Genomic DNA, 18675 nt, shown 5'->3' on the forward strand with positions numbered 1-18675 from the left:
GGCAGCCGCGACAGAGCCCGCGCGACATAGCCTGGAGGGGTGACCACCGTGCTCCTCACCGGCTTCGAACCCTTCGGGGGCGACGCCGCGAACCCGTCCGGCGATGCCGTGCGGGCCGTCGGCGAACGATGGACCGGCGACGAGAAGCTGATCGTCGAGGTGCTGCCGGTCGCCTTCTCCGCGGCGGCGGCGCGGGTGCGGCAGCTCCTCGACGAACATCGCCCCGATCTCGTGATCGCGACGGGTCTCGCGGGCGGCCGGACGCAGGTCACCCCCGAGCGCGTCGCGATCAACCTCGCCGACGCCCGCATCCCCGACAACGACGGCGCCCAGCCCGTCGACCAGCCGGTCGTCGAGGACGCCCCCGCCGCCCACTTCGCGACGCTCCCGGTGAAAGCGATCACGGCGGCTGTCGGCGACGCCGGTATCCCCGCGGCCGTCTCGTACTCTGCCGGGACGTTCGTCTGCAACCACGTGATGTTCACGGCGTTGGATGCCGTCGGCCCGGGCACGCGAGCGGGTTTCGTGCACGTGCCGTCGGCGAGCGCCCTCCCGCTGCACGACACCGTGCGCGCCCTGGAGATCGCGGTGCGCACGGCGATCGACGTCACCGACGATGTCGCGACCGTCGGCGGCTCCCTCCACTGAACCGCCGCGTCAAGCCCGGCGCCGCCCGAGGTGCAGCACCGCGCGCACGAGCAGACCGGTGACGAGTGCCCAGAACGCCGCGCTGACGCCGGCGATCGCGATCCCCGATGCCGCGACGAGGAACGTCACGACCGCGGGCGTCCGCTCGCCCGGGTCGTCGATCGCCTGCTGGATGGCCGACCCGAAGGCCGCGAACAGTGCGACCCCCGCGACCGCCGGGATGACGCCTTCGGGTGCGAGGAGCACGATCGCCGCGAACGCGGCCGAGAGCGCGCCCAGCACCAGGTAGGTCGCGCCGGCCGAGACTCCCGCGACCCAGCGCCGCTTCGGGTCGGGGTGCGCGTCGGGGCCGGCCGCGATCGCGGCGCTGATGGCACCGAGGTTGACCGCGTGTCCGCCCGCGGTGGCCGCGAGCATCGACCCCGTGCCGGTGACGAGCATCGCCGGGCGCCACGGGATCGTGTAGCCGAGGCTGCGCATGACGGCGACACCGGGGACGTTCTGCGACGCCATCGTCACCACGAACAACGGCAGCGCGACGCCGACCACCGAGCCGATCGTCAGCGTCGGGGCGGTGAACGCGAACTGCGGCACGAGGCTCGCGGCATCCAGGTCCGCCCCCGTTCGCGACAGCGACACGGCGACCACGACGATCGCCGCCACGAACGCGAGCGGAACGGCCCAACGCGGAAGGAGGCGGGATGCCACCAGCCACACGATCAGCACGGGCGCCACGCCCCACGGATCGTCTACCAGACCGAGGAACGGGGCGACGCACAGGGGCAGGAGGACGCCCGCAAGCATGGCCTGCGCGATCGAGGGCGGGATGCGTGCGATCAGCGCGCCGAGCGGCGGGAACAGCGCCGTGCAGAGGATGAGCGCGGCACACACGAAGAAGCCGCCCACCACCGCGGGCCACCCGCCGTCGACCGCGCCGGTCGCCGCGAGCAGCGCGACGCCCGGTGTCGACCACGCCACCGTGATCGGGATGCGATAGCGCGAGGCCAACACGATGCAGCCGACGCCGACGACGAGCGTGATCGCCAGCAGGCCGCTCGCCGCCTGCTCCGGCGTCGCTCCGACCGAGCGCAGACCGGTGAGGACGACGGCGAACGTGCTCGTGAACCCGACCAGGGCCGTCACGACCCCCGCGATCAGCGGACGGGTGAGGGAGACGTCGGAACCGGGCATGAGACTCTCGACGTTAGCGGACGCGGCGCGCGGCGCCGGACGACTCAGACCGTGACGACCTGCGCCGTACCCGGCGCGGCATCCGGGCCCATCTCGTCGGCGAGGCGGTTGGCCTCCTCGATGAGAGTGCGCACGATCTCGGACTCGGGGACGGTCTTGATGACCTCGCCCTTGACGAAGATCTGGCCCTTGCCGTTGCCGGAGGCGACTCCCAGGTCGGCGTCGCGCGCCTCGCCGGGGCCGTTCACGACGCAGCCCATGACGGCCACGCGCAGCGGCACGGTCATGTCCTTCAGGCCCTCGGTGACGTCGTCGGCGAGCGTGTACACGTCGACCTGCGCGCGGCCGCACGAGGGGCACGAGACGATCTCGAGCTTGCGCTCGCGCAAGTTGAGCGACTGCAGGATCTGGTGACCGACCTTGACCTCTTCGGCCGGGGGCGCCGAGAGCGAGACGCGGATGGTGTCGCCGATGCCCTCGGAGAGCAGGATGCCGAAGGCCGTGGCGCTCTTGATCGTGCCCTGGAACGCGGGGCCCGCCTCGGTCACGCCGAGGTGCAGGGGCCAGTCGCCCCGTTCGGCGAGCAGGCGGTAGGCCTTTACCATGACGATCGGGTCGTTGTGCTTGACCGAGATCTTGAAGTCGTGGAAGTCGTGCTCCTCGAACAGCGAGGCCTCCCACACGGCGCTCTCGACGAGCGCCTCGGGCGTGGCCTTGCCGTACTTCTCGAGCAGGCGACGGTCGAGCGAGCCCGCGTTGACGCCGATGCGCAGCGACACACCCGCCGCCTTCGCGGCCGCGGCGATCGCGCCGACCTGGTCGTCGAACTTGCGGATGTTGCCGGGGTTCACGCGCACCGCACCGCACCCGGCGTCGATCGCCTGGAAGACGTACTTCGGCTGGAAGTGGATGTCGGCGATGACCGGGATCTGGCTCTTCTTCGCGATGATGTGCAGCACGTCGGCGTCGTCCTGCGACGGGACGGCCACGCGCACGATCTCGCACCCGGATGCCGTGAGCTCGGCGATCTGCTGGAGCGTGGCGTTGATGTTGGTCGTCGGCGTCGTGGTCATCGACTGGACGCTCACGGGGGCGTCACCGCCGACGAGCACCTTGCCGACCTTGATCTGACGGGTCTTGCGACGAGGCGCGAGGACCTCCGGCACGCGGGGCATCCCGATGTTCACTGCAGGCACGCCCACAGCCTACGCCGCCCCACCCGGACGGGCGCTGAAGGCGCCCTGTGGTAGGTTCGGCCCCATGCGCTCGTACACATCCTGGTGGCTCACCGTCTAGGCGGTGCGCGCGCATGCAACAGACCGCCCTCCCCCTGGGGAATCCGGGCGGTCTTCGTGTTTCCTGCGGCCGTTTCGGACCCTCTCTCACGAACGAAAAGACATCTCGATGACCGGTCCCGACCACTCCTCGCTCCTCCACGACCTGGCCGCGGGCTCCACGCCCTTCGCCCTGATCGCCCGCGACGGCGCGACCGTCGAGGTGCTCACCGGCGACGTCGTCGACGTCGACCTGCTGGCCGACATCCCCCTGACGGACGCCGCGGGCACCGCGCGCGAAGTGCTCGCCCTGGTGCCGTACCGGCAGGTGCGCGAGCGCGGCTTCGTCTGCCACGACGACGACGCGCCGTTGCGCTGCCTCGTCATCGACGAGCGCGTCTCGATCGACCGCGCCGAGGCGATGGCATCCCTCCCCTCCTCCCCCGTGCCGCTCGCTGATGCCGGTTTCGACATCGCCGACGAGGAGTACGCCGACATCGTGCGCCGGGTGATCTCCGACGAGATCGGTCGGGGCGAGGGGGCGAACTTCGTCATCCGTCGCGACTTCGTCGCCGGCGTCGACGTCGATCCGCGCATCGCCGCGCTGACGTGGTTCCGGGCGCTCCTCGAGCACGAGAAGGGCGCGTACTGGACGTTCGCGGTCGTCACCGACGGGCACATCGCGGTGGGGGCGAGCCCCGAGGCGCACGTGAGCGCGCAAGACGGCGTCGTCACGATGAACCCCATCTCGGGGACGTTCCGCCACCCGGCCGGGGGCGCCACCGCCGAGACGCTGGCGGAGTTCCTGCGCTCGACCAAAGAGACCGAGGAACTCTTCATGGTCGTCGACGAGGAGCTCAAGATGATGAGCGCCGTCTGCAGCGACGGCGGCCGCATCACCGGGCCGCACCTCAAGGAGATGTCGCGCCTGACCCACACCGAGTACATGCTGCGCGGGCGCAGCGACCTCGACCCGCGCGACATCCTGCGCGAGACGATGTTCGCCCCCACGGTCACCGGCTCGCCGATGCAGAACGCGTGCACGGTCATCGCCCGCCACGAGACCACCCCGCGCGGCTACTACTCGGGCGTTGCGGCCCTGTTCACCCCGAACGGCGCCGCAGAGGGGCCGACGCACGATCTCGACGCCCCGATCCTCATCCGCACCGCCTACCTCGTCGACGGACGCCTGCGCGTGCCCGTCGGCGCGACCCTCGTGCGTCACTCCGACCCGTACGGCGAGGTCGGCGAGACCCACGGCAAGGCCGCCGGCGTGCTGGGGGCGATCGGCGCGATCCCGCGCGATGTGCCGAAAGCGGCCCCGGATGCCGACCCCGACGCCCCCGCCGCCCCGCGGCGCCCGCTCGCGGAGGATCCCGCAATCGCCGAGCTGCTGGCATCCCGCAACGACCGTCTGGCGCCGTTCTGGATGAACCCGCAAGACCCCGACGGCTCGGGCCCGTTCGCCGGGCGCACCGCGCTCGTCGTGGATGCCGAGGACCGCTTCACCACGATGCTCGCTCACCAGCTGCGCCACCTGGGGCTCGACACCCGCATCGTGCCGTGGTCGGACGTCACGGATGCCGAGCTGGATGCCGCCGACCTCGTCGTCTCCGGCCCCGGTCCCGGCGACCCGCGCGACGACAGCCCGCGCATGGAGGCGATGCGCCACGTCGTGGCTCACCGCCGCGCGTCCGGCGCGCCGCTGCTCGCCGTCTGCCTGAGCCACCAGATCCTGGCCGATTCGCTCGGCATCGACCTCGCGCCCCTCGCCCAGCCCCACCAGGGCCTGCAGAAGAACGTCGACGTGTTCGGCGAGCCGGCCTCGATCGGCTTCTACAACACGTTCACGGCGCGTGTCGCGCCCGGAGACACCCAGCGGGGCATGACGATCGGCGATGGCGCGGTGGTGACCGAGATCGTCACCGACGTGGCGGCGGATGCCGAGACCGGCGACGTCTACGCGCTGCGCGGCCCCGGCTACGCGAGCGTTCAGGGACACCTCGAGTCGATCCTGTCGCGCGACGGCATGCGCACGCTCGAGCGGCTGATCTCGCACGTGCTCTGAGCCGCCCTGGCGGCCGGGCCGCGCGGCGGCCCGGCAGGTCGGCGCGCGGCCGCACGGCTACTTCCTGCGCGCGCCCGCGCTCGCGCCGCCGCGCCCGCGCGCCGCGCCGCACAACTCCTGCACAAACCCGCCGCCCGCCCCACCGACAACGCGACGTTTGCGATCTGCAGGAGCTGTGTCGAGACCGCACCCGGGCCCGAGACCGCGGCGCCACCCGCACGCGCGACGCGATGAGACCCCCCACCCGGCGCACAACTCCTGCATAACCGGCGGCATCGCCGCACCGCTGGCGCGAACCGCGTCGGTGTGCAGGAGATGTGCGCCGCCCCACCGGCGCCGCATCAACGGCGACACGCATCAACGACGGCAGGCCACCGGCCCCGGCCCACGAACGCCCGGTGCCGCCGGCACATCGAGGCTGATTAGAGCAGCTGCACCGGGTTGAAGATGTCGGCCAGGAACAGGATGCCGCCCATCCCCACCAGCAGCACCACGACGACGAACGTCACGGGGACGAGCTTCGTGGCGTCCACGGGGCGAGCGACTTTGCCGCGCAGGCGCGCGAACCAGCGCTTGATCCCGTCCCACAGCGCGACCACGACGTGCCCGCCGTCGAGGGGCAGCAGGGGGATGAGGTTGAAGACGAAGAGGGCGACGTTCAGGCCCGCGAGCAAGGCGATGATCGACTGCACCCGATCGAGGATCGGTGCGTCGACCGCGGCGATGTCGCCCGCGAGGCGGCCCGCGCCGACGACGCTCATGGGGCTGTTCGCGTCGCGGGGCTGGCCCGTGAGGGTGTCGACGGCGACATCGTAGATGCGCACGGGCAGCTGCGACACGATCTGCACCACCTGGCCGACGTACTGCCCCGTCGCGTCGGCGCCCGACCAGATCGGCTGCGGGACCAGCGCCTTCTGCGCGAGGAGCCCCGCGAAGCCGACCGTCTCGTACTCGGGCTGGCCCGCGGCATCCGTCACGGGCCGACCGCGGTCGTCGGTGACGGCGCGATCGGTGCTCTGCGGCGTGAACTGCACCGTCTGCTGCGCGCCACCGCGCTCGATCACCACCGAGAGCTGCTTTCCCGGCGAACGCTGGATGATGGCGGCGGCGTCGGCGAAGGTCGACACGGGAGTGCCGTCGACCGACACGAGCTTGTCGCCGGGCTGGATGCCGGCAGCCGCGGCGGGGGCGACCGGATCGGCCGAGGTGCACGCGTCGCGCTGCTGGCTCGCGGGGATCACGCACTGCGACACCGACGCGACGGTCGTGGTGCCCTGCTGCACGCCGATGCCGCTGAGGGCGATCGTGAACAGCACGACCGCCAGCACGAGGTTCATCAGCGGACCGCCGAGCATCACGATCACGCGCTTCCACACGGGCAGCTTGTAGAACACCCGGTCATCGGCGGCGATGAGCGTCTCGGCGTTCGCATCGCGCGCGTCCTGCACCATCGTCGCGAAGAAACGGGAACGTCTCGCACCGGGCTCGGCGCCCTCGGCAGCGGGCGGGTACATACCCGCCATCGAGATGAAACCCCCGAGCGGGAGCGCTTTGAAGCCGTACTCGGTCTCGCCGATGCGCTTGGACCACAGGGTCGGCCCGAAGCCGATCATGTACTGACCGACGCGCACGCCGAAGAGCTTGGCGGGCAGCAGATGCCCGATCTCGTGCAGCGCGATCGAAACGGCGAGGCCGATCACGAGCACGATGACGCCGATGAGGAAGGCGAGCGCGGTCACCCCGCGACGATACCGCCGCCCGCCTTTGAACCGCCCGTGCGGCCGCGATGCGATGTCTGTGCGACGCCGGATGAGACAATGGATGAGATGCCGACCGACGCGCCCTCGAACCTCCCGCCCGTGCTCCGGCCGGAGCGACCGCCCCGCCGCGATCTCGCGGAGCTGGCCCGACGCTTCGGCGTCCGCAGCGTCGGCGACGTCGAGGGCACGACCCTCACCGGCCTGACCCTCGCCACCGCGGACCTGCGCCCCGGAGAGGTCTTCGTCGCCATCCGCGGCGTGAACCGCCACGGGGCCGACTTCGCCACGACCGCCGCCGAGCGCGGCGCCGTCGCGGTCGTCACCGATGCCGACGGCGCCGAGATCGCGGCATCCGCGGGTCTGCCGATCGTCGTGGTCGGCGACCCCCGCGCCCTGCTCGGCGACCTGTCGGCTTGGGTGTACGGCACCGGCGCCGACGACGAGCTCCCCCAGCTGTTGGCCACGACCGGCACCAACGGCAAGACGAGCGTGTCGCACCTGCTGGAGGGCATCCTCGGCCAGCTCGGCATCGTCACGGGTCTGTCGTCGACGGCCGAGCGCCACATCGCAGGCGAGGTCATCGTGTCGCGGCTGACCACGCCGGAGGCGTCGGAGTTCCACGCCCTGCTCGCTCTCATGCGCGAGCGCGGCGTCGAGGCCGTGGCCGTCGAGGTCAGCGCTCAGGCGCTGACGCGCCACCGCGTCGACGGCCTGGTGTTCGACGTCGCCGGGTTCACCAACCTCACGCACGACCACCTTGACGACTACGCCGACATGCGCGAGTACTTCGAGGCGAAGCTGCCGCTGTTCCGCCCCGACCGTGCGCGCCGTGGCGTCGTGTGCCTCGACTCCCCCGCCGGCGCCGAGATCGCCGCGCGCGCCGAGATCCCCGTCGTCACGATCATCACTCCGGCGATCGCGCACGACCCCGCTGCCGACGCCGACTGGACGGTCGAGATCGTCGACGAGAGGCAGGACGGCACCGAGTTCACGCTCCGCTCCCGCGACGGGGCGCGCCCTGACCACCGTCGTCCCCGTGATCGGTCGCCACATGGCCGCCAACGCCGGGCTCGCCATCGTGATGCTGCTGGAGACCGGCCACGCCTGGGAGCGTCTGGCCGAAGCCCTCGACGGCGGCCGCATCGCGGCATCCCTCCCCGGCCGCACGCAGCTCGTCTCGGGTGCCGAAGGCCCGGCGGTGTATGTCGACTTCGGTCACTCCCCCGATGCATTCGAGAAGACGCTCGCGGCCATTCGCCGGGTGACGCCCGGCAAGGTCGTCATGCTGTTCGGCGCCGACGGCGACCGCGACGCGACCAAGCGTCACGACATGGGGCGCACGGCCGTCGAGGGCAGTGACATCCTCATCGTCACCGACCACCACCCTCGCCACGAGAATCCGGATGCCATTCGCGCGGTGCTCGTCGAGGGCGCGCGCCGAGCACGACCCGACGCCGAGATCCACGCCTTCACCCCGCCCGAGCGGGCGATCCTCGAAGCTGTGAAGCTCGTGGGCGACGGCGACGCGATCCTCTGGGCCGGCCCCGGGCACCAGGACTACCGCGACATCCGGGGCGTGCGCACGCCCTACTCGGCGCGCGAGCTGTCACGCCGCGCGCTGCGCGCCGCCGGGTGGACCGTGCCAGACCCCCAGTGGCCGGTGCCGTACCCCGCCGATTCGACGCCGTCGTCCGACCCCGAGCGCCCGGTCGACTTCCCCGCCTGACGCGAGGCGGCGTGGCCGCCGCCCCACGCCACCCGCGCCCTCGCGCACCGCGCCACCCGCGCCCCCGCTGACTTGCGCCAAGTGCACGCGCAACGGGCGCCTCCGAGAGCATTCGACGCAAGTCATCACCCCCCCCCCCCCCCCCCCCCGCGGCACCACGACCCGCGGGGCGGGGCGGGGCGTCAGCGCGCGGCGATGACCTCGTCGGCCGTTCGGCGCGCCCACGCCTCGGCGTCGGCGAGCGAGTCCCGGGTGAGAGCCGTCGGCGGCTCGTGGCGGTCGACGACGCGCTCGATGACCTCGACGATGCCGAGGAAGCTCAGACGCTTCTCGTGGAACGCGTCGACGGCCTGCTCGTTCGCCGCGTTGAAGACCGCGGGATACGTCGCGCCCGCGCGCCCCACCCGTTTGGCCAGGGCCACCGACCCGAATGCTTCTTCATCGAGCGGCTCGAACGTCCACTGCGAGGCCCGCGTCCAGTCCAGGGGCGCGCCGACGCCGGCGACGCGGCGCGGCCAGTCGAGACCGAGCGAGATGGGCAGGCGCATGTCCGGCGGCGAGGCCTGCGCGATGGTCGAGCCGTCGACGAACTCGACCATCGAGTGCACGATCGACTGCGGGTGCACCGTGACGTCGATGCGGTCGTAGTCCACGTCGAACAACAGGTGCGCCTCGATCACCTCGAGGCCTTTGTTGACGAGCGTGGCGGAGTTCGTCGTGACGACCCGCCCCATGTCCCATGTGGGATGGGCGAGGGCCTCGGCGGGGGTGACTCCGGTCAGCTGCTCGCGCGAGCGCCCGCGGAACGGACCCCCGGATGCCGTGAGCACGAGCCGACGAACCTCGGAGGCGTCACCGGAGCGCAGCGCCTGCGCGATGGCGGAGTGCTCGGAGTCGACGGGGACGATCTGCCCGGGGGCGGCGAGGGCGGTGACGAGCGGGCCGCCGACGATCAGCGACTCCTTGTTGGCCAGCGCCAGCGTTCGACCCGTCTCGAGTGCCGCGATCGTGGGGCCGAGCCCCACCGAGCCGGTGATGCCGTTGAGCACCACGTCCGCCTCGACGTCGCGCACGAGCTGCTCGGCTTCGACGGCGCCGAGCGCCGTGTGCGCGACGCCGAACTCATCGGCCTGCGCCTGCATCCCCGCTCGATCCGACCCGGCGGCGAGGCCGACGACCTCGAAGCGGTCGGCGTTCGCGCGGATGACGTCGAGCGCCTGAGTCCCGATCGAACCGGTGGAACCGAGGATGAGGACGCGACGCATCACGCCAGCCTACTGAGCGCCGACCTTACTGAGCCGCCGCCGCGTGCTGGACCCCGAGGATGTCGACGACGAACACGAGGGTCGAGCCCGCCGGGATGCTGCCCTGGGCCTGATCCCCGTAGCCGTCGGCGGGCGGGATCACGGCGACGACCTGCGAGCCCACCGTCTGTCCTTCGAGCGCCTTCTTGAAGCCGGGCACGACCCCGGTCGTGGCGAACTGCGTGGGAGCGCCCTTGTCCCAGCTGGAGTCGAAGACCGTGCCGCCGTCGTAGAGCACCCCGGTGTACTGCACGATCACGGTGTCGCCGGGGTTGACGACGTCGCCGCCGCCCTGGCGCAGGTTCTCGATGCGCGTCTCGGTGGGGGCGGGGGTGCTGGGCACCGTGATCGTGGGGGCGCCGTTGTCGGCGAAGGTCACCGTCGGCATGCCCTCGACCGGCGCGACCTCCGTGCCGTCGGCGCGCAGCGGCAGCTCCGAGATCGAGTCGGCGACGAGCACGTAGGCGGGCGAGCCCTCGCCGAGGGTGCCGGCGGGGAAGGTCGACACGGTGCGCGAGCCGATGGGAACGCACGACACGGCCGCACCGAAGATCTGCTGCGCGTTGACGATCATGTCCATCCCCGACGGGTCGCTCGTGAGCGAGTCGAGGGCGACCTCACCGGTGCTCGCGTCGATGACCGTGTAGTTCGCCTTGACCAGGTCTCCGGGCTTCACCTCGGCGCCGGTGCCCTCGATGAGGGTGCTGCGCTGGATGCCGGCGGGGGCGAAGCCGTCGGGACGGGTGACCGTGACGGGGCCCTGGAAGTCTCCCGAGACCTCGAGGCCGGCGGGGACGTCGCCCGTGAACGGGGTCTGGCACGCTCCGGCATCCGGGGTCGCGCTGGCATCGGGGGTCTGTGCCTGGTCGGAGGAGCCGGAGCACCCGGCCAGCAGCAGCACCGCGGCGGCGGCGAGGGACAGGGACGCGATCGGGCGGAAGCGCACGGGAGACCTCTCGATGAGAACGGGAAGCGTCCATCCTCGCTCATCCGGCTTTGCCGCGCCTGGGAGTCGGACCGGTATCGCGCAGGCGGCGGGCATGCACGGTCGGGCATGCGGCGGCTAGTAGCCTCGACGGGTGAGTACCGACGCGCCCGCCGAGCCCCCCGCCGCCGTGCCGCAGCAGATGGGGGCGACGTACGTCCTCGGGCGTTCGCTGATCGCCCCGCTCGCCCGCGCCGTCTATCGGCCCCACGTCGAGGGCCGCGACAACGTCCCGCGCACGGGCCCGGTCATCTTCGCCAGCAATCACCTGTCGTTCATCGACTCGATCGCCATCCCCGTCGCCGCGCCCCGGCCGGTGCATTTCATGGCGAAGTCGGCGTACTTCGAGAAGTGGGCGTCGCGGCAGTTCTTCACCGCCATCGGCGCGATCCCCGTCGAGCGAGGGGCCGGCCAGAAGGCGCTCGACGCCCTCGACCAGCAGCGTGCACTGCTGGAAGACGGTCGCGCGGTCGCCCTGTATCCCGAGGGCACCCGGTCGCTCGACGGCCGACTGTACAAGGGCCGCACGGGCGTGGCGTTCCTGGCGCTGCAGACGGGCGCGCCCGTGGTGCCGGTGGGTTTGATCGGCACCGACAAGGTCATGCCGGTGGGCGCGAAGATCCCGACCACGAAGGAGCGCATCACGGTGCGTTTCGGGGCGCCCCTCGACCTGTCTTCGCACGGCCCGGCCTCGTCGGGACGGGCGCGCCGCGCAGCGACCGACGAGATCATGGCCGCGATCCACGCCCTCAGCGAGCAGGAGCTCGCGAACGCGTACAACGAGGCGCCCGCTCACGGCACCATCGAGCGCATCAAGCAGGCGCTCCCGCACGAGCGGCTCTGACCCGCAGCGGCGCCTCCCCGCACCGCCGCCTCCCGCGCTCTTGACGCGGCGACGCGCGACGAGCAGGGTCGGGTGTGACGGTCGGCGGCCGTCGACGCCACGACGAGGAGGCACCGTGAAGAAGTTCGTCAACGATCCGGCAGACGTGCTGGCCGAGGCCCTGCGCGGTATCGCGGCCGCGTATCCCGACCTGCGAGTGGACGCCGACAACCGTGTCATCCTGAGGGCGCGACCGACGCGCGCGGGCAAGGTCGCCCTGGTATCGGGCGGCGGGTCGGGCCACGAACCGTTGCACGGCGGTTTCGTCGGGCGCGGCATGCTCGACGCCGCCGCGGCCGGCGAGGTGTTCACCTCGCCCACGCCCGACCAGGTGCTCGCCGCGACGCGAGCCGTCGATGCCGGTGCCGGCGTGCTGCACATCGTGAAGAACTACACCGGTGACGTGCTGAACTTCGAGATGGCGGCCGAACTCGCCGCGGCCGAGGGCGTGCAGGTCGAGACGGTCGTCGTCGCCGACGACGTCGCCGTGCAGGACTCCACGTGGACCGCGGGCCGCCGCGGGACCGGTACGACGGTGATCCTCGAGAAAGTCGTCGGCGCTCTCGCCGAAGAGGGAGCAGACCTCGCCGCCGTGGCCGGACTCGCCCGCCGGGTGGCCGCCGCCGGACGGTCGATGGGCGTGGCCCTCAGCAGTTGCACGGTGCCGGCGGCCGGCCGCCCCACCTTCGACCTGCCCGACGACGAGATGGAGGTCGGTGTCGGCATCCACGGCGAACCGGGTCGCTCGCGCGTGGGCCTGGCATCCGCTCATGAGATCGCGAGGATGCTGGTCGATCCGATCGTCCACGACGTCGGCGAGGCCGTGGGGCCCGCGATCGTCATGCTGTCGGGTCTCGGCGGCACGCCGCTCATCGAGCAGTACCTGCTGTACGGCGAGATCGCGCCGCTACTGGCGGAGGCGGGCGTCGAGGTGCGGCGCGTGCTCGTCGGCGACTACATCACGAGCCTCGACATGGCCGGGGCGTCCCTGACGGTCGTGAAGGCCGACGACGAGATCCTGCGCCTGTGGGACGCTCCCGTCGTCACGCCGGGACTGAGGTGGGGCGCGTGAGCGGCTTGATCTCGATCGACGACCTCGTCAGGTGGATCCGGGCGTTCCGCGACGCCGTGCAGCAGCACAAAGACGAGCTCACCCGCCTGGACTCCGAGATCGGCGACGCCGACCACGGCTCGAACATGGCGCGGGGTCTCGACGCGGTCGTCGCCACGCTCGACCCGGCGCCGGCGAGCCCGGCCGAACTGTTCAAGACGGTCGGGATGACGCTCGTGTCGTCGGTGGGAGGTGCGAGCGGTCCGCTCTATGGCACGTTCTTCCTCCGGATGGGGCCGGCCCTGTCGGCGGGGAACGTGGATGCCGCGGCGGTGGGCGCGGCTCTGCGCGCCGGCCTCGAGGGGGTCGTCTCCCGGGGCAAGGCCGAGCTCGGCGACAAGACGATGATCGACGCCCTCTCTCCCGCCCTCGACGCGTGGGACGCCGCTGTCGCCGCGGGCGCCGGTGCGGCCGAGGCTGCCCGCGCTGCCGCCGAGGCCGCCGCCCGCGGCCGCGACGGCACCGAGCCGCTCGTCGCCCGCAAGGGTCGCGCGAGCTACCTCGGCGAGCGCAGCGCGGGGCGCCTCGACCCGGGCGCGACGTCGGCGACCCTGCTGATCGAGGCCCTCCGCGACGCCCTGGAGACCGCCGGATGATCGGTATCGTCGCGGTCTCGCATTCACGTGCCCTCGCCGAGGCGGCGGTGCACCTCGCCCTGCAGATGGGCGAAGACCGACCGCCCGTGGTGCTCGTCGCCGCCGGCGGTCCCGATGGCGATCTGGGAACGGATGCCGTCGCCATCGCCGCCGCGGTCGACGAGGCCGACGGTGGCGACGGCGTGCTGGTGCTGATGGACCTGGGCTCGGCGATCCTCAGCGCGGAGACGGCGCTGGATTTCGTCGCCGCGCCGGAGCGCGTGCGTCTGAGTCCGGCACCGTTCGTGGAGGGTCTCGTGGCAGCGGTGGTGACCGCCGCGGGGGGCGCCGGTCTCGACGAGGTCGCCGGGGAGGCGGCGGGGGTCGACCGAGCTAAGCGAGGTCAGCTCGGCGAGACGACCGACGACAGCGAGGACCTCGGGCCTGCGATATCCGTCGACACCCCACCGCACGAGGAGCTGGCCTTCGAGGCGGTGGTCATCAATCCGTCGGGCTTGCACGCCCGCCCCGCTGCGACGTTCGTGAAAGCCGCGTCGCACTACGACGCAGACATCCGCATCGTCGACCTGGACACCGGCGGCGGTGAGGCCTCGGCGCGCAGCTTGCTCGAGCTCATGGCTCTGGGCGTACGGCAAGGTTCGCGCGTACGAGTGAGCGCCACAGGGCTGCAGGCCGCGCAGGCGCTCGAGGAACTCCGCGCACTGATCGACGACGGGTTCGGCGAGCGCTGAGGCCCTCGGCTAATTCACCTGGGATACGTGGACGGGAGTCGACCGCGTCTCACCCGCCCGCGCTCGGTCCTCTCCTACGAGCCACATCAACGGGCCGAATGCTCCGAGAAGAGCGAGAAACAGACTCGGAGCGAGGTTCTGGAGACGCGAGAAGACCGGCGACAGCCAACTGGTCGCCGAGAAACCGAGCCGGCGTCGAACGGCACTGACCGCCACGATGCCCACGGCGAGACCTGCCGCCAGCGTTCCCACGGTCCACAAGAACTGGACCGCCGCACCGGCTTGGATGAGGAACCCGATCGCGAGGAGAACCGTCGCTCCGGCTCGGCTCAGCCAGGACTCCGTCAGACACGCGCAGAAGGCGATGAACAACCCCAGGGTAGACACGTTGATCAGCGCGTCGCTTCGTTCTCCGAGCCACGCCTCGACGACCCCCAACCAGTCCGCCGGGATGGCGAGCCACGACAGGAGGCGGGCAGTCTGCTGCAACGGGGTCACCCCCTCGCTCCCTGCTGAGATTGCAAGGAGGAAGAAGAGGGCGCACACGAAGCGATAGACGTTGTCGAGCGTGAGGCGGAAGAAGTTCTGGACGGTATCGAGGCTCATACGCGGACATTAGCGGCAGGTTCCGACACGCTTTTTCGCGGGGCACCCGGACGGCGGAGCGTGGGATCCGGCAATGCCTGTCACCGCGTCACGCTGAGCAACCGCCGCGCGAGCGACTCCTCCACGACGAGCTCGGTGACGAGGTCGGCGGCGAGGGCGCCGCGCAGCCCGTCGAGTTTCGACAGGCTCGAGACCACGCAGAACCGCCGCGGGATGCGGCGCACCGTGTCGAGGTCGGGTCCGCTGGAGCGGGCGTTGAGCTCGGGGATGTCGTCGGAGCCGTCGGCGCGATAGAAGACCGTGGCGCAGTCGCCGACGACGCCCTCGCGCTCGATGACCGCGCGGTCGCGCTCGTCGAAGTAGTCGCCGCTGTAGACGTGCGAAGGCACGTCCGCGTGGGGCGATCCGAGGCCGAACACGAACAGGCCCACGCGCTGCTGGATCTCCAGGACCGAGCGGACCGAGCGCTCGCGCCACATCGCTCGCTTGGTGTGCGGGTCGTCGAAGAGCGCGGGCACCGGGAATTGGTGCACCGACGATGACCAGGCCGCGCCGAACTTCGACAGGATCTCGCCCGCGTAGGGGATGCCGGAGGTACGCACGTTGGCGGCACCGTTCATCTGCACGATGTGCGTGTCGTGCACGTCTTTCTGGGGTACGTGGCGCGCCACAGCCGACAGCGTGGAGCCCCAGGCGACGCCGATGGTCATCGACGACTCGACGCGTTCGGCGAGGATGCGCGCCGCTGTCAGCGCCGTGCGCTCCAGTCGTTCGGCCTCCGATGTGCGGGCGGGCGTGGGCACGACGTGCGCGGTGATGCCGAAGCGGTCGGCGATGCGCTGTGCCATCTGGCCGCGGGCGTCGTCGGGCGGGCTGATCGAGATGGTCACGAGGCCGACGTCGCGGGCGTGCTGCAGCAGGCGCGACACCGACGAGCGCGAGACGCGCATCTCGTGCGCGATGGCATCCATCGTCAGGTCCTGCAGGTAGTACAGCTGTGCGGCCCGCAACGCGTCGCGAGAGCGCGCCTCCGCCTGCGTCACCATTCGTTCATCACCACGCGGACCATTGTGCACGTTTGTTCAAGGGGCTTGCAACAACGTGCACACAGGCGCATTCTGACTGCGTACCAACAACGAAAGGTCGCAGTCGACATGTCGTCCCCCGCTACTTCGCTCCGCGCCGATGTACAGGCGCTCCGCGACGCCGAAGACCTCGACGTCCTGATCATCGGTGGGGGCATCAACGGCCTCGCCACTTTGCGCGACCTGGCCCTGCAGGGCGTCAGCGTCGCCCTCGTCGAACGGGGCGACTTCGTCTCCGGCGCCTCGTCCGCTTCGAGTCACATGGTGCACGGCGGTATCCGCTACCTCGAGAACGGCGAGTTCCGTCTCGTGAAGGAAGCCGTCACCGAGCGCAACGACCTGCTCAAGACCGCCCCGCACTACGTCAAGCCGCTCGAGACGACGATCCCGATCTACAAGACGTTCTCCGGCATCCTGTCGGCGCCCTTCCGTCTGCTCGTGACCCACGGGCGCGGTAAGCCGAACGAGCGCGGTGCACTGCTGATCAAGGTCGGCCTCATCATGTACGACACCTTCTCGCGCGACGGCGGAACCGTCCCCCGCCACAAATTCCTGGGGAAGAAGAAGTCGCTCGCCGAGCTCCCCCAGCTCAACCCCGACCTCGCCTACACCGCCACCTACTTCGACGCGTCGATGCACGATCCCGAGCGGATCGCCCTCGACGTGCTGCGCGACGGCATCGAGGCCGGCGCGGGCCGCGCCCACGCCGTCAACTACGTCGCGGCCGTCGGCGCCGACGAGAACGGCGTGCGCGTGCGCGACGAGGTGTCCGGCGAGGAGTTCACCGTCGCGGCCAAGGTCGTGCTCAACACCGCCGGGCCGTGGACAGACCTCGCCAACGCCGCTATGGGCCTGAAGACGCAGTTCATGGGCGGCACCAAGGGCTCGCACATCGTGCTCGACAACCCCGACCTGCTCGCCGCGACCGGAGGCCGCGAGATCTTCTTCGAGCACTCCGACGGCCGCATCGTGCTGATCTACCCGCTGAAAGACCGCGTCCTCGTCGGAACCACCGACATCGACGCCGACCCCTCGAAGCCGGTCGTGTGCACCGACGACGAGATCGCGTACTTCTTCGACCTCATCGGGCACGTCTTCCCGAAGATCGCGGTGGACCGTTCCCAGATCGTCTACACGTTCTCGGGCATCCGCCCCCTCCCCCGCCACGACGACACCGCCCCGGGCTTCGTCTCGCGCGACTACCGCATCGTCGAGGACGAGATCGCGGGTGTGCCCGCGATGAGCCTGGTCGGCGGCAAGTGGACGACCTTCCGCGCGCTGGCCGAGCACCTGAGCATGAAGACGCTGCAGAAGCTGCGTCGCCCGCACCGCATCAGCACGCAGGGCCTGCCCATCGGCGGCGGCGCGGGCTTCCCGACGACGCCCGAGCAGCGACGACGCTGGGTATCCGCGCGCACGAATGCGCACTCCGCCGAGCTCGTGGATGCCATGCTCGAGCGCTACGGCACGCGCGCCGACGCGATCCTCGCCGCCCTTCCCGCCGAGCCCACGCCCGTGCCCGATGCTCCCGGCTACTACCGCGAGGAGCTTGCCTGGATCGCCGAGAACGAGCAGGTCGTGCACCTGATCGACGTGCTCCTGCGCCGCACCCACCTCGCTTTCGTGGGCGGCATGACCGAGCGCACGCTGCGCGAGGTCGCCGAGGCGGTCGCCGGTCCGCTGGGGTGGGACACCGCCACCGTCGACGCCGAGATCGCCCGCACGACGGAGATCCTGCGCGTCGCTCACCGCGTCGATCTCGCCGAGGCGGGCGTCGCGCGAATCTGAGAGAACGTGCGGGCGCGCCACCTGTCGCGCGCCCGCACGGTCCCCATAGGTTCGGAGCACCGAGCCGCACCACCACCCGAGGCAACGACGTCCGGGGGTCAGAAGAAAGGTCGATGACGACATGCAAGAAGTGAACCTGGGGCTGTACTTCCTTTCGGAGGTCGTCGGCACCGCGATGCTCATCCTGTTGGGCTGCGGCGTGGTCGCCAACGTGGCTCTGGCCAAGACCAAGGGCAACGCCGGCGGCACCCTGATGGTCAACTGGGGATGGGGGCTGGCGGTCTTCGCCGGCGTGATCGTCTCCGCCTACTCCGGCGCGCAGCTGAACCCCGCCGTCTCGATCGGTCTGCTCGTGGCCGGCAAGATCGCTCTCGCGCAGTTCTTCGTCGCCGTCGCCGCCCAGATGGTCGGTGCGATCATCGGTGCCGTGCTCACGTGGGCCTCGTACAAGCAGCACTTCGACGATGAGCCCGACCCGGCCGCGAAGCTCGGCGTCTTCTCGACCGGCCCGGCGATCCGCTCCTACGGCTTCAACTTCCTCACCGAGGTCATCGCGACCTTCGTTCTCGTCTTCGTCATCTTCGGCTTCGGCGACTACGGGGTGGCCGACATCGGCGTTCCCGGTGGCATCGGCGGACTCGCCGCCGTCCCGGTGGCTCTGCTCGTGGTCGGTATCGGCGCGTCTCTCGGCGGCCCCACCGGCTACGCGATCAACCCGGCCCGTGACCTCGGCCCCCGCATCGCCCACGCGATCCTCCCGATCAAGGGCAAGGGATCGAGCGACTGGGGCTACGCGTGGGTGCCCGTCGCCGGTCCCCTCGTCGGTGGCCTCCTGGCGGGTCTGCTGGCGCCGGTCCTGCTCGGCCTCGGAAAGTGACGCCCCGGGCGCCATCCTCCTCCCCCTTCCTCTCACACCACT

Annotated in this window: 15 protein-coding genes and 1 pseudogene; 9 read left to right on the forward strand and 7 right to left on the reverse strand. The window is 71.2% G+C overall.

The window, feature by feature from the left end:
* Positions 1 to 39: 39 nt before the first annotated feature.
* Entirely contained in the window at positions 40 to 648 is a 609-nt protein-coding gene (gene pcp / locus QE412_RS06800; protein WP_307481469.1) for a pyroglutamyl-peptidase I, read from the forward strand.
* 9 nt (positions 649 to 657) lie between these two features.
* Here pcp and QE412_RS06805 read toward each other — a convergent pair whose 3' ends face one another.
* Both QE412_RS06805 and ispG read right to left on the reverse strand, forming a co-directional pair.
* Positions 658 to 1839 (reverse strand): benzoate/H(+) symporter BenE family transporter, encoded by a 1182-nt coding sequence (locus QE412_RS06805; protein ID WP_307481471.1) that lies wholly within the window; start codon positions 1837 to 1839, stop codon positions 658 to 660.
* A gap of 44 nt (positions 1840 to 1883) precedes the next feature.
* Positions 1884 to 3035 (reverse strand): flavodoxin-dependent (E)-4-hydroxy-3-methylbut-2-enyl-diphosphate synthase, encoded by a 1152-nt coding sequence (ispG, locus tag QE412_RS06810; protein ID WP_307481473.1) that lies wholly within the window; start codon positions 3033 to 3035, stop codon positions 1884 to 1886.
* Between the two features lie 208 nt (positions 3036 to 3243).
* Between ispG and QE412_RS06815 the strand changes: the two genes are divergently transcribed.
* A complete protein-coding gene (locus tag QE412_RS06815) occupies positions 3244 to 5181 on the forward strand; it encodes an anthranilate synthase family protein (RefSeq protein WP_307481475.1) in 1938 nt (645 codons plus the stop codon).
* A 422-nt stretch (positions 5182 to 5603) separates the two neighbouring features.
* Here QE412_RS06815 and QE412_RS06820 read toward each other — a convergent pair whose 3' ends face one another.
* A complete protein-coding gene (locus QE412_RS06820) occupies positions 5604 to 6920 on the reverse strand; it encodes a M50 family metallopeptidase (RefSeq protein WP_307481476.1) in 1317 nt (438 codons plus the stop codon).
* An 87-nt stretch (positions 6921 to 7007) separates the two neighbouring features.
* On the opposite strand from QE412_RS06820, the pseudogene QE412_RS06825 reads away from it, so the two are divergent.
* Positions 7008 to 8667, forward strand: a pseudogene (locus QE412_RS06825) (Mur ligase family protein).
* Positions 8668 to 8849: 182 nt separating this feature from the next.
* Here QE412_RS06825 and dxr read toward each other — a convergent pair.
* Positions 8850 to 9932: a 1-deoxy-D-xylulose-5-phosphate reductoisomerase gene (gene dxr, locus QE412_RS06830; protein ID WP_307481477.1), complete on the reverse strand. Its 1083-nt coding sequence runs from the start codon at positions 9930 to 9932 to the stop codon at positions 8850 to 8852.
* Positions 9933 to 9957: 25 nt separating this feature from the next.
* On the reverse strand, positions 9958 to 10917 hold the full coding sequence (locus QE412_RS06835; RefSeq protein ID WP_307481478.1) for an FKBP-type peptidyl-prolyl cis-trans isomerase: 960 nt from the start codon (positions 10915 to 10917) through the stop codon (positions 9958 to 9960).
* 181 nt (positions 10918 to 11098) lie between these two features.
* Between QE412_RS06835 and QE412_RS06840 the strand changes: the two genes are divergently transcribed.
* The 4 genes from QE412_RS06840 to dhaM all read left to right on the forward strand — a co-directional run bounded on the left by QE412_RS06840 (position 11099) and on the right by dhaM (position 14277).
* On the forward strand, positions 11099 to 11800 hold the full coding sequence (locus QE412_RS06840; protein WP_307487067.1) for a lysophospholipid acyltransferase family protein: 702 nt from the start codon (positions 11099 to 11101) through the stop codon (positions 11798 to 11800).
* A 115-nt stretch (positions 11801 to 11915) separates the two neighbouring features.
* Complete coding sequence (dhaK, locus tag QE412_RS06845) at positions 11916 to 12911, forward strand: dihydroxyacetone kinase subunit DhaK (protein WP_307481479.1); 996 nt, start codon at positions 11916 to 11918, stop codon at positions 12909 to 12911.
* Positions 12908 to 13546, forward strand: a complete 639-nt coding sequence (gene dhaL, locus QE412_RS06850) for a dihydroxyacetone kinase subunit DhaL (RefSeq protein WP_307481481.1) — start codon at positions 12908 to 12910, stop codon at positions 13544 to 13546. Before dhaK ends, dhaL begins: the two co-directional genes overlap by 4 nt.
* Positions 13543 to 14277, forward strand: coding sequence for a dihydroxyacetone kinase phosphoryl donor subunit DhaM (gene dhaM / locus QE412_RS06855; RefSeq protein ID WP_307481483.1), 735 nt, complete (start codon positions 13543 to 13545; stop codon positions 14275 to 14277). The genes dhaL and dhaM overlap by 4 nt, the downstream gene beginning before the upstream one ends.
* A 9-nt stretch (positions 14278 to 14286) precedes the next feature.
* On the opposite strand, the gene QE412_RS06860 is transcribed toward dhaM, so the two are convergent.
* Both QE412_RS06860 and QE412_RS06865 read right to left on the reverse strand, forming a co-directional pair.
* The gene (locus QE412_RS06860) at positions 14287 to 14883 is read right to left on the reverse strand and encodes a hypothetical protein (RefSeq protein WP_307481485.1); all 597 of its coding nucleotides are present in this window, start codon (positions 14881 to 14883) and stop codon (positions 14287 to 14289) included.
* Between the two features lie 80 nt (positions 14884 to 14963).
* Positions 14964 to 15929: a sugar-binding transcriptional regulator gene (locus QE412_RS06865; RefSeq protein WP_307481487.1), complete on the reverse strand. Its 966-nt coding sequence runs from the start codon at positions 15927 to 15929 to the stop codon at positions 14964 to 14966.
* 108 nt (positions 15930 to 16037) lie between these two features.
* On the opposite strand from QE412_RS06865, the gene QE412_RS06870 reads away from it, so the two are divergent.
* Together QE412_RS06870 and QE412_RS06875 are read left to right on the forward strand one after the other, a co-directional pair.
* Complete coding sequence (locus QE412_RS06870) at positions 16038 to 17756, forward strand: glycerol-3-phosphate dehydrogenase/oxidase (protein WP_307481488.1); 1719 nt, start codon at positions 16038 to 16040, stop codon at positions 17754 to 17756.
* Between the two features lie 121 nt (positions 17757 to 17877).
* A complete protein-coding gene (locus QE412_RS06875; protein ID WP_307481491.1) occupies positions 17878 to 18633 on the forward strand; it encodes an MIP/aquaporin family protein in 756 nt (251 codons plus the stop codon).
* Positions 18634 to 18675 lie beyond the last annotated feature (42 nt).

The sequence above is a fragment of the Microbacterium trichothecenolyticum genome (assembly GCF_030818955.1).
Lineage (GTDB): Bacteria > Actinomycetota > Actinomycetes > Actinomycetales > Microbacteriaceae > Microbacterium > Microbacterium trichothecenolyticum_B.

Coding starts and splice junctions, on each gene's coding strand:
- QE412_RS06805 (WP_307481471.1), bottom strand. CDS start 1,839: ATGCCCGGTTCCGACGTCTCCCTCACCCGTCCGCTGATCGCGGGGGTC.
- QE412_RS06815 (WP_307481475.1), top strand. CDS start 3,244: ATGACCGGTCCCGACCACTCCTCGCTCCTCCACGACCTGGCCGCGGGC.
- dxr (WP_307481477.1), bottom strand. CDS start 9,932: ATGCGTCGCGTCCTCATCCTCGGTTCCACCGGTTCGATCGGGACTCAG.
- QE412_RS06840 (WP_307487067.1), top strand. CDS start 11,099: ATGGGGGCGACGTACGTCCTCGGGCGTTCGCTGATCGCCCCGCTCGCC.
- dhaM (WP_307481483.1), top strand. CDS start 13,543: ATGATCGGTATCGTCGCGGTCTCGCATTCACGTGCCCTCGCCGAGGCG.
- QE412_RS06860 (WP_307481485.1), bottom strand. CDS start 14,883: ATGAGCCTCGATACCGTCCAGAACTTCTTCCGCCTCACGCTCGACAAC.
- QE412_RS06865 (WP_307481487.1), bottom strand. CDS start 15,929: ATGGTGACGCAGGCGGAGGCGCGCTCTCGCGACGCGTTGCGGGCCGCA.
- QE412_RS06870 (WP_307481488.1), top strand. CDS start 16,038: ATGTCGTCCCCCGCTACTTCGCTCCGCGCCGATGTACAGGCGCTCCGC.
- QE412_RS06875 (WP_307481491.1), top strand. CDS start 17,878: ATGCAAGAAGTGAACCTGGGGCTGTACTTCCTTTCGGAGGTCGTCGGC.